The sequence below is a fragment of the Aurantibacter crassamenti genome, from assembly GCF_016811105.1.
In the GTDB taxonomy this organism is placed as follows: domain Bacteria; phylum Bacteroidota; class Bacteroidia; order Flavobacteriales; family Flavobacteriaceae; genus Aurantibacter_A; species Aurantibacter_A crassamenti.
Genome location: NZ_JAFBGM010000001.1, coordinates 1,866,361 through 1,881,408, shown reverse-complemented (window position 1 = coordinate 1,881,408; position 15,048 = coordinate 1,866,361). Strand labels below are relative to the sequence as shown.

The following is a 15,048-nucleotide window of genomic DNA, read 5'->3' as shown; positions in this document are numbered from 1 at the left end:
CTTGCTACAAATTTTTGAGCGCCTGTTTAATTGTCTCTTCAACACTCAGCGTTGGTTCTTGACCAAGTACTTTGTCAACAGCCTTTTCAGCCTGCTTTCTTACAAAGCCGAGAACCTCTAAAGCAGATAACGCTTCATCTCTATTTGTATTGTTCGATGAAAGGGAAACTTCATCGATGTTGTAGATTTTTAAAATCTTGTCTTTTAGATCCAAGATTACCCTTTGCGCCGTCTTTGCACCTATACCTTTAATACTTTGTATAGTAGCCACGTCACCTGTTGCAATTGCATCACGAATCTGAATAGGAGCCAATGAAGACAACATAGTACGTGCTGTACTAGACCCAATTCCTGAAACCGATAATAGTAAACGAAAAATTTCTCGCTCACTCTTTTCGGCAAAACCAAACAACGTATGCGAGTCTTCTTTTACTTGTAAATGTGTATAAACTTGAACACTTTCAGAATCAGGTATTTTAGAAAATGTATTCAAAGAAATATTAACGAAATAACCTACACCACCGCATTCAACTATTAAATGCGTTGGGTTTTTCTCAATTAATTTTCCTTTGAGGTGATGAATCATACTACGTTGTTGGTTGAAAAAAAATCAAGTTCAAAAATTAAATTTAAATAATAAACTCAAAAATCACTTTCTTACTTTTTGCTTCTTGCTTTTTTACGTTTTTCTCTTTCTTGCGAATCAATAACTGCAACTGCTGCCATGTTAACTATTTCATCAACACCAGCACCTAACTGCATTACATGAACCGCCTTTTTAAGACCTACCATTATTGGGCCAATAGAATCTGAACCATTCAACTCTTTTAAAAGTTTATAAGTAATATTCGCTGATTCTAAATTCGGAAAAACTAATGTATTTACTCTTTTACCTGCTAACTTAGAAAAAGGGAAACGACTTTTATGCAACTCTTGATTTAATGCAAAATCTATTTGCACTTCACCATCTACAATTAAGTCAGGATTCTTTTCATGTAAAATACGAACTGCCTCACGCACCTTTTTGGCATTTGGGTGTGAAGATGAACCGAAGTTAGCATACGATGCCAAAGCCATTACTGGCTCAAAACCAAATGTGATAGCAACGTTAGCAGTCATTTGCGCAATTTCAGCAATTTCTTCAGCTGTTGGATCTATATTTATTGATGTATCTGCTAAAAATAACGGACCACGTTGTGTGTTCATAATATTTACAGTGGCAACTTTCTTCACTCCGGTTGCGCGTCCTATTACTTCAAAAACAGGAGTCACAACCTTAGGATATGCTTTAGAATATCCTGAAATCATTCCATCAGCATCTCCTTCAGCAACCATCATTGCACCAAAATAATTTCGCTCACGCATTCTTGATTTGGCACTATATAAAGTTATTCCCTGACGCCTTCTTGCTTGCCAATGTTTCTGAGCATATTCATTTCGCTTGGCTAAAGATTCACTCATTTGCAAATCTATAATCTGAATATCAGCATCAAATTCTAGATCTTCTTTTAAATCTAAAATGGTTTCACTATTACCCAATAAAATAGGAATTGCTATTCCTTCTTCATGTACAATCTGCGCTGCTCTTAGAACATCCATCTGATCTGCCTCAGCAAAAACAATTTTCTTCGGATTAGATTTTGCCCGATTGTGCAACATGCGCACAACTTTATTATCGTTACCTGAGCGCAACCAAAGCTCTTCTTTATACTTCTCCCAATCTACAATAGGATTTTTTGCTACACCACTTTCCATGGCTGCTTTTGCAACTGCTGGTGGAATTTCAATAATTAATCTTGGATCAAAAGGTTTAGGTATTATATATTCTTGACCGAATGACAAACGTGTTTCACCATACGCAATATTCACTTGCTCTGGCACAGATTCTTTTGCCAATTTTGCTAAAGCCACAACTGCAGCTTTTTTCATTTCTTCATTAATTGAAGTCGCTCTAACATCTAGGGCTCCTCTAAAAATGTATGGAAAACCTAAAACATTATTAACTTGATTAGGATGATCTGACCTACCAGTAGCCATAATAACATCTGGCCTAGTTGTAACAGCCAATTCATATTCAATTTCAGGATCCGGATTTGCCATTGCAAAAACTATAGGCTTCTTAGCCATAGACAATAACATTGCTGGCGAAACTACATTAGCAATTGAAAGTCCGATAAAAACATCGGCGTCTTTCATCGCATCTTCCAAAGTGTCTATTTTTCTATCTGTGCTGAATTCTGCTTTTTCTACCGAAAGACTTTCACGATCGTTACGAATAACGCCTTTACTATCTAGCATTACAATATTGTCATCACTTGCACCAAAACTTTTATAAAGTCTTGTACATGAAACGGCTGCTGCTCCTGCTCCGCTAACAACAATTCTTACTTCACCAATTTTCTTTCCGGCTATCTCTAAAGCATTTAAAAGTGCTGCCGCAGAAATAATTGCAGTTCCGTGTTGATCATCATGCATCACCGGAATATCTAGTTCTGCTTTCAACCTTCTTTCAATTTCAAATGCTGCAGGAGCACTAATATCTTCCAAATTAATTCCACCAAAAGTTGGTGCAATCATTTTTACAGTTTCTATAAATTTATCTGGGTCTTTTGTATCTACTTCAATATCAATTCCATCTATATCAGAAAAAATCTTGAACAACAAAGCTTTACCTTCCATTACAGGCTTAGAAGCTTCAGGACCAATATCACCTAAACCTAATACCGCTGTACCATTAGAAATAATGGCAACCATATTACCTTTTGAGGTATATCTATAAGCTAGTTCTTTATCTTTTTGAATCTCTAAACATGGTTCAGCAACACCAGGAGAATAAGCCAATGCAAGATCTCTTTGCGTGGCATAGGGTTTTGTAGGTACTATTTTAATTTTGCCCGGTTGCGGTTTTGCGTGATAAATTAACGCTTCACGCCGCATCTTTTCATTACCCATAATTCTAGATTTAGATTGACAAAGTTAGAACAATACATTCAATATAAGGCACGCCAAATCAATCTTAAATGAATCTTTATAAACACTTAAACCTGATGAAGAAATTCTTTAAAAAAAAGAATTTTTATCCACTTAAATTTCAATTTTGATAATTGCGTACTGTAGAATTCTATTTAGGGTAGCGCATCAAGTTCTGCTTCATTTATATTTAATCGGAATGATAAAACTGCAGCGATTACGAAAAATACGCCACCAAAAAGCATAGCATTAATAGCATCACCACCGAGGAAGTTTTTAAAAATAGCACCAAAGGTTAAGGTTTCAATTCCCATAGGTATTACAATCATCATATTCAAAATACCCATATAAACACCACGCCTGTCTTGTGGTACAATTTTAGAAACCATAGTGTACGGTATTCCCATCATTGCGGCCCAACCTATACCAAAAAGTACCATCGGAAACAACACGTAAATTGGGTCTGAAATATAAGGTATACTCAACAAGGCAATTCCTGAACCGAATAAGCTTGCAGCGTAGATTTTTTTACCTCCATATTTTAATGTCAAGGGAACCAAAGCTAGTGCTACCACAATAGTTGCAATATTATAAGTCGTACTCATTTTTGCCGCTTGTGCCGCTGCAGATGACAAGTCAAAACCCATTGTTTTCTGTATCATTGGCGTTATATATTGCCAATACACAAACAAAGCATACCATTGAAATAGATAAACAGCCGATAGTTTCCACATGAAAAGAGGCATCGCTTTTATTGCACTAGAAATCTCAACAAATGGCATTTTAAATCGTTCTAAAAAAGACAAAGCTTTGTGCGAATTAATTTCTTCCATTTCTTCTTCGGATGGTGGAATTTCAGGCGTCTTTAATACAGACCATAAAATTGTAGCAACCGATAAAACGGACCCTATAAAGAATGAATAATACAACCATTTCGGAATGCTTCCGACAGCATCAACCGCTCCACCAAACCAATCTTGAAATAAGAAAATTGAAGCATTTGCCAAAACAATACCAGCACCTACAAAAAGACTCTGCATTTGATACCCCATGCTCAATTGCTTTTTAGGCAACTTATCACCAACAAAAGCACGATAGGGCTCCATAGCCATATTGTTACCAACATCTAATATCCAAAGTAAACCAACTGCAAACCACAAGGCCGGACTCAATGGAAACGCAAACAAACACAAACTACCGATAATGGCACCAATCAAGAAAAATGGTTTTCTTCTACCCCATTTTGGCGACCATGTTTTATCAGAAATCGCACCTATAATTGGCTGAATAATCAACCCCGTTACGGGTCCGGCAATATTTAAAATAGGAAGCATTTCTTCTTCTGCACCTAAAAATAAAAAGATGGGATTAATTGCACTTTGTTGCAAACCAAAACTGAACTGTATACCAAGAAAACCAACGTTCATATTGAAAATCTGCCAAAAACTTAAGTTGGGTTTCTTGATGATATTCATAACGTAATTGGTTTGGTTAAATTATATAGTGCTTAACAAGATAATACTTTTAATAGCTTCATTTTTCAATAAACTGTGAATCGTTATAACTGCGAGTGACTTTTAGCTTTAAAAAAGTTGCAAAACTTTATCGCTTGCATCTGAAAAATTAATTTTCATCTCAGCTGAATTTAGCTTAATGTATAATTCAGCCCAGCTATTGTTGTTCGTCCATTTTAAATTTAGAACATCATTTGTCGTTTCAATAATCTCAAATTCACCATCAAAGGCATTATGCGTATTTCTGAATTGCATTAATTTTTGCATTTTCAAAAACATATCGGTTTTTAGAATCTGGTCAATTTCACTTTTAGTAAAATAATGCCGATTAATATCGCGGCCAACATTTGTCTGTGATAACAACTCCATATCGTTTGCGCCTGCTAATAAACCAACATAATAAACTTGAGGAATACCAGGTACAAAAAACTGAATAGCACGTGCCATTAAATATTGTTTCTCGTCTTGCGCTAAAGCATCAAAATACGTACAATTTACCTGATACAAATCTAAGTTACTAGCAGCTGCGCCAGTAGCTTTTCTACTTGTAGCTTTACTATTTACATGAATTTGTTCCACAATTTGATCCAAATCTTCATCAGCAATTAAACCAGAAATATCAGCTTCACCTGCTACATCTACTATACCGATTCCATCATGCGTATCTAATACAGTAATTACATTTTTAGGTGCAACCGCTAACCATTTCTTTAAGTTAGTTGATCTTTTATTAAAAAGACAATCTAAAACCAAAACCGGAAGTGCAAAATCATAAACGAAATCTACACGCTTTGCTATTTCAATTTGAGTTTTATAAAATGAATGAATTTCAACTAAAACTTCTATCCCTTTTGATTTGGCTTTTTGCGTCAAATTCGCAATAAACTCATAGGTCTCATCAATCATAAAACATGAAGTGCCTGGCTTTTTAATTGCATAACCTGCAGCATCTAAACGAATCATTGTAATACCAGCTTTATGAAAAGTATCAAGTATGTTTTCTAAATAAGCCTCGCCCATTTTTGAAAGCACATCAATATCTATTTGATTTGCTGTAAAAGTGGTCCAAACTGAAACTTTAGTACCATCCCTTAATTCAAAATCAGTAAATGGCGAACCAGGTCTAGGTCTATATATTTTTAAAATATCAGCAGGGTCGATTCCCGTTTTAAAAACCTTGTCTTTGGTTAAAATCAACTCAGCAAATTCAGATTGCTTTCCATTTAAAAGGTAGTCTTGAAATTGTTTTGATTTTGCAGAAATATGATTGACGATTAAATCGGACATCACATCAACATTTCGGGTCAATTTTTTCACACTTTCCCAATCACCAATTCTGGGATCAACCTGCGTATGATCGATAGGATCAAAGCCTGCATCTGCACCGTCAATAGGATTGAAAAATGGTAGTATGTGAATGCCACCAAATAATCCTTTAAACTCATTTTCTACTAATGAATTTAGCTCATCAATGTTTTTACAACCTAGGCGATCTACATAGGTTATTAGTTGTATTTTATTCTTCATCAAACTAGTTGTAACCCCTATATTATGAAAAAAAATGGGGTTATTTTTCTAATAATTTGAAAAATAACAACTACAACCTTGTAGTATTAATCAATAATTTTAAGATCTGGAATTTTGACTAAAAAAGTGCTGAATTTTCTATTTTTAAAAGGATAGCTAAACCTTAATCGAGAAATTTAATATTTCGTTTTAATCCAGAATATTTCGTTCTTTTTACAGCTGATTTTTGAAATATTTTTCTAAAAACATCTTCTGTAATTTCTTCCCAATCTTTTTTTGTCATGGATAATAATTCAGGATGTGGATTAAAGAGTGGCTCTTTGTGCGGTTTTGAAAAACGATTCCAAGGGCAGACATCTTGGCAAACATCACAACCAAAAACCCAGTCATCAAACTGACCCTTTACAGAAGTAGGAATTTCATTTTTCAACTCTATTGTAAAATACGAAATACATTTACTGCCATCTACTACATAGGGCTCTACAATTGCCTCAGTTGGGCAAGAATCTATACACGCAGTACAGCTACCACAATGATCGGTTACCGGCGAATCATAGTCTAACTCTAAATCGATTATTAACTCTGCAATAAAATAAAACGAACCCACTTGTTGCGTTAGTAAATTACTGTGCTTACCAATCCAACCAAGTCCGCTTTTTGCCGCCCAAGCCTTATCTAAAACCGGTGCAGAATCTACAAAAGCGCGCCCCCCTACTTCACCTATTTCTTCAGAAATATACTCTTGAAGTTCTTTTAATTTTGATTTTATAACATGATGATAATCATGCCCATATGCGTACTTAGAAATTTTAAAGGTGTTTTCAGTTTGCTCTTCTTCCGGATAATAATTGAGCAGCAAAGAAACTACAGACTTTGCTCCATCTACTAATTTGGTAGGGTCTAATCTTTTATCAAAATGGTTTTGCATATACCCCATTTCGCCATTCATATTCTTATTGAGCCAATTCTCTAAACGTGGGGCTTCTTCTTCTAAAAATTCTGCCTTGGAAATACCACATGACAAAAAACCGAGACGCTTGGCTTCGGCTTTAATTAATTCAGAATATTTCAATTTAGAATTCACGAGGATAAAAATAAGACAATATCACTGAGCACAGGCAACTTGAACATGTACTTATTAAATCATTCTAACGTACGTTATAAGAGGTTAGCTTAATAATTAACTTGATATGTATTGATTGTTAGCCCATCATTAAATGATTCACTTTCAACTAACTTTAATTGATATTGTTTTTTCGAAGAACCAAACAATCGAATACCATCACCCAAAATAAGTGGATTCAATTTTATTTTTACGATATCTATCAGTTCATTCTCTAAAAGCCAGCCCGCAAACTTACCACCACCACACATATAAATATCGGTCTCGGACTTTTGCTTTAGATTTTTTATGATATCGATATCTAATTTACAAACATGAACTTGGTCGCTTTGGTTTTCGAATTGTAACCCAAATGAAAAAATATAATGTTGCATGTGAGGATATGCCGGCTGGCCAGGCACCAAACCATATTTATAACCAAATTCATAGGTTTTACGACCCATGATTACGGTTTTAAAATCTTTTAAATCTTCTAAATATTTATTTACACCTTCACCAGCAGCGGTAAAACCACTGATATCTTCATTAGGACCTGCAATAAAACCATCTATTGAAATTGCTACGTAGTAAATGATTTTTTTCATTGTATAGCTATAAAAACAATTTATTGCACCCTATTCTTTTCTTCCTCTGAACCAGTACCGCGTTGTCTAGAAGATTTTAATTTACTATTTCCAAAACTTCTGGTATAAGTTAGCATAAAAACGCGATTAAAAATATCAAAAGTATTTACTGTATTTAGGTTTTGTTCTGGTATATTGGTTGTAACTGTCCATGCTACCGCATCAAACAAATCATTTATTTTAAACGCTAACGCACCACCTTTTTCTCCAAATGTTTTTTGAATTCCAACATTTACACTATAATACTCTTCCAAAATTGATGTACCTGTAAAACTCATTATTGATGGACTATTATAGTTAAAATTAATTTCTGAAGTTAGGTTTTTTGCCATGTTAAATGACTGTGTATGATTTATATTAAACGTATTTCTATTAAATTTAAATACGGCAGCATTAACAGTATTGGAAATATTGGTATTAAAAAAAGATATATTATTCTGTATTTTCCACCAATTGGTTACCGTAATAGGAAGCCCTAATGTTAGCGTAAAAATTTTGGAATTATCTAAATTCGTTGCGCCAAAAATTAAACGCTGATTTTCTTCATCAAACCTTGATTGAAAATTGGAAATAGTTCCTTTTTCAATCGAATATTGTGCTGAGAATATTATGGATTTATAGTTGACATCAAATTTAAACGCATTAGAAATTGCAGGTTGTACTGCAGGGTTTCCAGAAAAAAAAGTGGTAGGATCTATAAAAATAACAAATGGAGCCATATCATTAAATTTTGGTCTTGTTATCCTCCTAGCATACGACATATTTAATCCTAAGGTATCACTTATCTTATGCGATAAATAGGCTGTTGGAAATAATTCACCAAACGACCTATCTACCACTTTCCCTTGCTTTGCCGAAATTAATTCAGAATCGGTATGTTCATAACGAAGCCCCAGTTGCAAACTGGTTTTTTCATTAATAGAATAATCTACATTAGCATATCCTGCAAGTATTCTTTCTTCTAAATTACTTACATCAGTAAGACTGGGGTCTTCAACTAAATTCTGCCCTTGAAATGTACCAATCAATACATCATTATCAAAATCGTTAAACGCCCCTTTCATTCCAGCATCAAGTGTTATCTTATCACTAAGCTGATTATTATAATCCAATTTACCTACTACTATGTTAATTGGAGTTGACTTATCACTTTGAGTAAGCTCTTCCCTTAAAAAATTGTTATCAGCATCAAAAAAGCTATTTGTATAAAACGTTGGGTTCTCCATTCGATATTTTAAATAATCAAAATCAAAATTGATACTCTCATTATCATTAAAATTATGTTTCACATTAAAACTCGACCCAAAATGTTCTAGCTGGTTGCGCTCTGTATTTAATAACTCAACAAATGAACTGGGGCTGCCATTTTCTACTTCATTACTTAAGTTAATGGCTTCCATTGTCCATTTGTTATCATTAGCCCAAAGTAATACCCCCAATACAGTATTGTCTGATGCTTGATAATCTAAACCTGCACGAATGGCGTGATTTCGTTGTACTGGTTTTCGATCTGTTGTTGTTGAAATATCTACTATAACACCATCTTCTCGAATATACCTTCTATAAAAATCAAAGAATTGACCTTGAGAATCTCTTAAAAAAGAATAATTTCCAAAAAGATTGATTTTGCCTTTTCTGTAATTAAAATTGATATTATCAGAAGTAATTGACCCATTACCAATCCCATATGATAATGCATAGGAACCGTTAAGACCAACATCCGTCTGTTCTTTAAGAACAATATTTATAAAACCGGCATTACCTTCGGCATCAAAATTTGCTGGTGGCGTAGTAATTAATTCAATAGTTTCAATGTTATTCGCGCTCATTCCTTGAAGTAACTGTACAAGACTTGTTGCTGGCATATAACTTTGCTTACCATTAATCATAACTACAACGCCACTCTTACCCACTAATGAAATAGCATTGTTTTGTCGATCAATAAGAACTCCTGGTGTACGTTCTAAAATTTCAAGAGCAGAAGAACCAACCGATAAAATACTGCTGGACACATTTATGACCATTCGATCAATTTTTTGGTCATATAGATTTTTTTTAGACGTCACAGTAACTTCATCTAACTCAACTCCTTCGAATAGCACAAAAGGTGGTAGTTCTAATTCCGAAATACTTTCAAAATTAATTTCATCTGATGTATTTGTTTTAAATCCAACCATACTTGTTGTGACAATGTATTTCCCTCCTTCAACATTTTTAAGGGTAAATGAACCATTGTCATCAGTAATAGCACCCATAACCAAAGTAGAATCTGAAGTTTTAAGTAGTAATACATTTGCAAATGCTATTGGATTACCTATCTCATCGTGCACAGTTCCTTTTATTTCCTGACTAAATCCATAATTTATAATTGCTCCGAAAATCAACGTTAGCAAAAACTCTTTCATTCTATAAAACTTGTAGATTAAAATTCGATTTAGTAATCCGTTATATTAATTTCATATTACCTCGGCTGCAGGTCTGGATCGATACCTAACATTGCTTTTGCTAGAAACTCACGTGAGATATAAGCATTCGCAGGATGAATCTTACCCAATCGTGCATCTCGGAACATACGCTCAAAACCCGCTTTATGCAGTAAACCATATCCTCCCATAATATCCATTGCCTTATCTACCACTTTCCAAGAACCTTCGACAGAGCGACATTTAGCTGCAACTATTTTAACGCCCCAAGCAGGACCATAATCTTTACCCTCACTCCATTCACGTGCAACAGTATCTAAATGAGGACCGATACCCTCAATTTCCATAACCATTTCACCTACATCATGTTGAATCACCCCATTATAGGCCATTGAAGGGCGATCAAATGAAATTGATTTTTTCTGCGGAAGCTTCTCTAAAACCATATTTAAGACTCGTTGCGCTAGACCATAATAAACATTTGCAAAACCCATTAATGCCCAGCAGAATATACCCAACACAAAACCATCCATACCTTTAAAACCTGTTGGAAGTTTTCTAACAATCATTGCATCTGGCACAAATACACCATTCAAAATTGTATCATCAGAACGTGTAGCGCGCATACCTAAAACATCATCCCAAGATTTTTTTATTTCATAATTTTTAGCATCCCTAGGCATAAAAGCATGTACAACTAAGGGGTTTTCTGGATCACTATTATCTTGCCCATGAAAACCTAAATAATCCCAAACAGGAGTCAAACTACCAAACATTTTATGACCTGTAAATTTATACCCGCCCTCTACTTTTTCAGCTTTACATGTAGAATAGGTTCCGGGGGAATCATTACCAGATTCGCCATGACCAGCAGCAAACACTTTACCTTTTCCTGCTTCTTCTAATAACCATTGAATTGAAGTATCACCAGCTCGCCATAAATCTGCAACGAGACCTGTCCAATATACATGCATATTTAAGGCAAGCGCTGTAGGGGCTGCGTGATATGCTAATTTTCGAGTGATTTGTTCTACCTCATCTAACAACATACCATAGCCACCAAATTCTTCGGGAACCGCAATTAATAAATACCCAGCATCTTTAAGTTCATCAAAATCTTCTTGAAAAAACAAATTATTGGCGTCGTAATGTGCCGCTCGCTTACCACAGTTTTCAAATATGGTTTCGAATTTTTCTATGAGTTCTATTTTATCTTTACTTTTTGTGTTCATCGTGTGTCTTTTTAAAATTATGTTTTAACAAACAATATTTAATTTCTGTCAAAGAATCTGTATACCGTTATTTCAATTTTTAGGTATAACAATATTTGAAATAAGCGATTAAGATTTTTAACCTTAAAGCCTAATTCAATTGTAATTTTTCAATAAAAGAGGGGGGAAATTTGAGCTACAACATTAATCAAAAACTCAAACATTTGATTTCTATAAAGTTACTCATCAGAAAGCGGTATTAATGTAAATTTTGTATCTAATGATAGAACATATGTATCATTGGTATAAATCGGATGACTAATACAACTAAAGCGAAGCAATCATCTCCTTAAAAAAGACACAAATAGCCATTAAAAGAACAAACCAACCAAAACCTTTTTTAAGATTTTCACTATTAATAAAAGTCGCTAGATAAACGCCTATAAAAATACCTGCGCTTGAAATTAAAGTAAAAATCAAAAGGAATACCCAGTTGATTTCTAAATACTCTATACCACTAAAAAATCCGATTAATGATTTTAAAGCAATAATAAACAAGGAAGTTGCAACCGCATTTTTCATTGGTAGTTTTACCATAAATACAAGTACTGGAATAATTAAAAAGCCTCCACCTATTCCCGCTAAACCTGTCAGAAAACCAATGATTATTCCACCTAAAATCAACAAGGGATAATTATAACTTACCGCTGTTTTTTCATTAATCAATTTTTCTTTTTTACGAATCATTGTAAGCGATGCTACCAGCATTAACCCTGAAAAAAGTAACATAACACCCATGTTCTTTGTCACAACAAATTCACCAATTATTGCTAAATTTTCAGGAATCATCGGCACTACAAATCTGCGTGCAATAAATACTGTGATAAAAGCAGGTATCGCAAAAACAAGTGCTACTTTAAAATCAATTAATCCATTTTTAAAATTTTTTAATGCTCCAATCGATGCGGATGTACCTACTACAAATAGTGAATATGCCGTTGTAGTTATGGGACTAATTTGAAATAAATAGGTGAAAATTGGAATAGCCATTATTGAGCCCCCTCCGCCCAATAGACCCAAAACTAAACCAATAGTTAATGCGCCAAAATATCCCAAAATATGAACGATTTCCATTCGCTGTGGATTGCTATATTATTTGCCCTCTTTTATATAACCCCAACCCAACTGTTGTTTTGCAACAATCTCGTAAATACCATCAGGAACTGTAGTAACACCCTGAATTAAATCAGCCTTATTTTTATTATTCCTTTTTAAAGTATTCTCGCAAACTACAATTGAGACATTGTCATTTTTAATAATATCACGAAGCGTCTCACCTGCAGCTGAAGAATTGTTATCTACCATCTTATAAGCACTGCTATATATCACCATTTCAAATTCAGAATTCGGATAGCTCTCTGACATTAAACGTAAATGACGCGCTGCTGATTTATGTACATCCGTGTTTGCACTAGTGACGTCAAAAACAACCTTTATCGGTTTTTCTTGTGCGAAACCGATATTCAACATAAATAAGGCCAATGCTAACTTTATAAATTTCATCATCGTATTGTTTTCAGATTATTAATTGCTGGCAAAAATGTATCCACAGCCATTTTCTTGAGCTCTGCCCAATGCCCATACTCCTGATGGTACTACTTGAATTCCGGGTTGCACTGCATCGAGCCATTCTTGATATACTTCTTTTGCATCAAGTCCCATTTTTTGTGCAACTACACCGCTATAAACTGATAATGCCAAATTGCATACACAGAATAATGCTCCTCTTTGTTGCATATCTTTTATACCTTGAATAACAGGCATCGGAAAATCGCCTTCTTTTGGTTCATAGTACGGATTTCGTAAAGAAGGTGCTTGGGTAGCATTATCATTTACGCCGAAAACCTCACCCAATTTGTACTTTTTCCAAACTTCTGATTTCAATGCAAAAGGAATTGCATTATGTCGTAGCACTGTCATCGCTGTTATTTCAGCATCGCTAGCCCCAGTTTCATTGTTTGACAAATAGAAAGCCCAGTTCCAAATAATAGGAAAACCGTTATGTGGTGTAGATCCATCATAAACTATTCTATGTTTTCCTTTAATATTTTTAAACCAGTCATCTGCAGCGGCAAACTTTTTATCATCAAAAGATGACATGCTTGCATGCATTGGGTTTGTAATCATTGACAACGTACTAGCTGTAGCACCCATGAGCACTGCGCCCATAAACTTTCTTCTAGAATTTAAATTTGCTGTTTTCATCTGTATATATTTAATTAATTAATATTCTATTTCGTATTAAACATTCCTGCTTGTATTGCCAACGCGCCGGCTGGCTCCTTCACTAAAAAAGTCTACAAGACATTTTTTCACGTTCGACCCTATTTAGATTTAACTATATTGAATTCACTTTTATAGTATTCCATAATGGGCTTAAACGGACCTAATTGATGTTGTGACACTGAAAAAGTATCGGCATACGGAGGGTATGGCGTTGATACTGGTTTTTTCTTTAGGTCAGGAAAATCTTTATTTCGATTTACTTTTTCTGGTCGTGATTGTTGATTTATAAACCCCGCAACATCGTAAGCCTCCTCATCTGTCAAAACCGGATTTTCATAGGTTGCACCATAAGGCATATTGGCCTTAATAAATTGTGCGGCTGTAATCACTCTAGTCATTCCTGCACCATTATTGTATGAATCATTCCCCCAAAGCGGTGGAAATTCATAAGCCATACCGTTCGCTAACCATTTGCCTTGACCATTTTTTTCATGGCACACAATGCAATTTGCATTAAACACTTTTTTGCCTTTGATAAGATTTACTGCTCTATCTGGTATATCAATTTTAACAAAACCCTGACCTTTTATTTTACCATCAGCTGGTGCGAATCTGCTTAACCAATTCATGTACGCTATTAAAGCCAACATTTCTTCACTTTCAGTGGGGAGAACAATTCCATTCATGCTACGTTCCATACAGCCATTGATTCGCTCTACTATCGTACCTATCTTATTTTCTCTTCCTCGAAACTGTGGAAACCGCTGTTTAATTCCAATTAATGGAGCGGCATATGGTTTTGTACCTGACCATAAGTGGCAATTTGAACAAGACAAATTATTGCCAGCATATGTCTTTTCAGTTTTCGTGCTTGCAGGACCGATATATTTTGAAGTATTTCTAAACACCTCAAAACCTGTTTTTATTATTTTATTTTCATCTGAATCATTTAGCCGTGTAACATCATAATTCATAGCGTAGATACCCATGTTAGAAGTATCATTTTCGTTATGCTTAAATACGTCATAAAACCAGAACCAAAGCAAAGTGCAGGCAACGAATAATAATGTTAGAATAGTCATATTCAAACCACCCACATAGAGTTTGTTATTCTTGCGGAATATATATTTTCTTAAGGCTACTTTTATACGCATGATCTTTTATCAAACCTATTATGCTTCCAAAAATTTGGGCAATATTATGCCTGTAGACATAAGAATGTCTATCATTAATTTTAAAATTTATGGGGGAGTTAATTAAGTAGAATTCATAAGAATTCTAACTATGAATTACTACTATAAAACTACAATAGCTACTTTGAATGAAATGTAAATTTTGATTCAAAGGTTCGCACAAATGAACCAAGAATGT

At 34.5% G+C, this 15,048-nt stretch carries 12 protein-coding genes; all 12 read right to left on the bottom strand.

The features are described from left to right. Positions 1 to 4: 4 nt before the first annotated feature. Complete coding sequence (ruvA, locus tag JQC67_RS07575; RefSeq protein WP_203252220.1) at positions 5 to 586, bottom strand: Holliday junction branch migration protein RuvA; 582 nt, start codon at positions 584 to 586, stop codon at positions 5 to 7. 71 nt (positions 587 to 657) lie between these two features. Continuing rightward, on the bottom strand, positions 658 to 2,952 hold the full coding sequence (locus tag JQC67_RS07570) for an NADP-dependent malic enzyme (protein ID WP_203252219.1): 2,295 nt from the start codon (positions 2,950 to 2,952) through the stop codon (positions 658 to 660). Positions 2,953 to 3,125: 173 nt separating this feature from the next. Beyond that, the gene (locus tag JQC67_RS07565; protein ID WP_203252218.1) at positions 3,126 to 4,445 is read right to left on the bottom strand and encodes an MFS transporter; all 1,320 of its coding nucleotides are present in this window, start codon (positions 4,443 to 4,445) and stop codon (positions 3,126 to 3,128) included. A 108-nt stretch (positions 4,446 to 4,553) separates the two neighbouring features. After that, positions 4,554 to 6,011, bottom strand: coding sequence for a sucrose phosphorylase (gene gtfA, locus JQC67_RS07560; RefSeq protein WP_203252217.1), 1,458 nt, complete (start codon positions 6,009 to 6,011; stop codon positions 4,554 to 4,556). 163 nt (positions 6,012 to 6,174) lie between these two features. Then, positions 6,175 to 7,095 carry a tRNA epoxyqueuosine(34) reductase QueG gene (queG, locus tag JQC67_RS07555; RefSeq protein WP_203252216.1) on the bottom strand — a complete coding sequence of 307 codons (921 nt, stop codon included), beginning with the start codon at positions 7,093 to 7,095 and terminating at the stop codon, positions 6,175 to 6,177. Positions 7,096 to 7,184: 89 nt separating this feature from the next. Continuing rightward, positions 7,185 to 7,718 (bottom strand): dihydrofolate reductase family protein, encoded by a 534-nt coding sequence (locus tag JQC67_RS07550; protein WP_203252215.1) that lies wholly within the window; start codon positions 7,716 to 7,718, stop codon positions 7,185 to 7,187. 20 nt (positions 7,719 to 7,738) lie between these two features. Then, a complete protein-coding gene (locus JQC67_RS07545; protein ID WP_203252214.1) occupies positions 7,739 to 10,162 on the bottom strand; it encodes a TonB-dependent receptor domain-containing protein in 2,424 nt (807 codons plus the stop codon). Positions 10,163 to 10,218: 56 nt separating this feature from the next. After that, on the bottom strand, positions 10,219 to 11,412 hold the full coding sequence (locus tag JQC67_RS07540) for an acyl-CoA dehydrogenase family protein (RefSeq protein ID WP_203252213.1): 1,194 nt from the start codon (positions 11,410 to 11,412) through the stop codon (positions 10,219 to 10,221). 306 nt (positions 11,413 to 11,718) lie between these two features. Continuing rightward, positions 11,719 to 12,525, bottom strand: coding sequence for a sulfite exporter TauE/SafE family protein (locus JQC67_RS07535; RefSeq protein WP_203252212.1), 807 nt, complete (start codon positions 12,523 to 12,525; stop codon positions 11,719 to 11,721). Positions 12,526 to 12,543: 18 nt separating this feature from the next. After that, positions 12,544 to 12,957, bottom strand: coding sequence for a DsrE family protein (locus JQC67_RS07530; RefSeq protein WP_238934524.1), 414 nt, complete (start codon positions 12,955 to 12,957; stop codon positions 12,544 to 12,546). An 18-nt stretch (positions 12,958 to 12,975) separates the two neighbouring features. After that, complete coding sequence (locus JQC67_RS07525) at positions 12,976 to 13,656, bottom strand: Tat (twin-arginine translocation) pathway signal sequence containing protein (RefSeq protein ID WP_203252211.1); 681 nt, start codon at positions 13,654 to 13,656, stop codon at positions 12,976 to 12,978. Positions 13,657 to 13,775: 119 nt separating this feature from the next. Beyond that, entirely contained in the window at positions 13,776 to 14,831 is a 1,056-nt protein-coding gene (locus JQC67_RS07520; protein ID WP_238934523.1) for a c-type cytochrome, read from the bottom strand. Positions 14,832 to 15,048 lie beyond the last annotated feature (217 nt).

Bases quoted from the DNA above. Each gene is read 5' to 3' on its own strand.
- JQC67_RS07520 (WP_238934523.1), bottom strand. From the start codon at position 14,831: ATGCGTATAAAAGTAGCCTTAAGAAAATATATATTCCGCAAGAATAAC.
- JQC67_RS07545 (WP_203252214.1), bottom strand. From the start codon at position 10,162: ATGAAAGAGTTTTTGCTAACGTTGATTTTCGGAGCAATTATAAATTAT.
- JQC67_RS07570 (WP_203252219.1), bottom strand. From the start codon at position 2,952: ATGGGTAATGAAAAGATGCGGCGTGAAGCGTTAATTTATCACGCAAAA.
- gtfA (WP_203252217.1), bottom strand. From the start codon at position 6,011: ATGAAGAATAAAATACAACTAATAACCTATGTAGATCGCCTAGGTTGT.
- JQC67_RS07550 (WP_203252215.1), bottom strand. From the start codon at position 7,718: ATGAAAAAAATCATTTACTACGTAGCAATTTCAATAGATGGTTTTATT.
- JQC67_RS07565 (WP_203252218.1), bottom strand. From the start codon at position 4,445: ATGAATATCATCAAGAAACCCAACTTAAGTTTTTGGCAGATTTTCAAT.
- JQC67_RS07530 (WP_238934524.1), bottom strand. From the start codon at position 12,957: ATGATGAAATTTATAAAGTTAGCATTGGCCTTATTTATGTTGAATATC.
- ruvA (WP_203252220.1), bottom strand. From the start codon at position 586: ATGATTCATCACCTCAAAGGAAAATTAATTGAGAAAAACCCAACGCAT.
- JQC67_RS07540 (WP_203252213.1), bottom strand. From the start codon at position 11,412: ATGAACACAAAAAGTAAAGATAAAATAGAACTCATAGAAAAATTCGAA.
- JQC67_RS07535 (WP_203252212.1), bottom strand. From the start codon at position 12,525: ATGGAAATCGTTCATATTTTGGGATATTTTGGCGCATTAACTATTGGT.
- JQC67_RS07525 (WP_203252211.1), bottom strand. From the start codon at position 13,656: ATGAAAACAGCAAATTTAAATTCTAGAAGAAAGTTTATGGGCGCAGTG.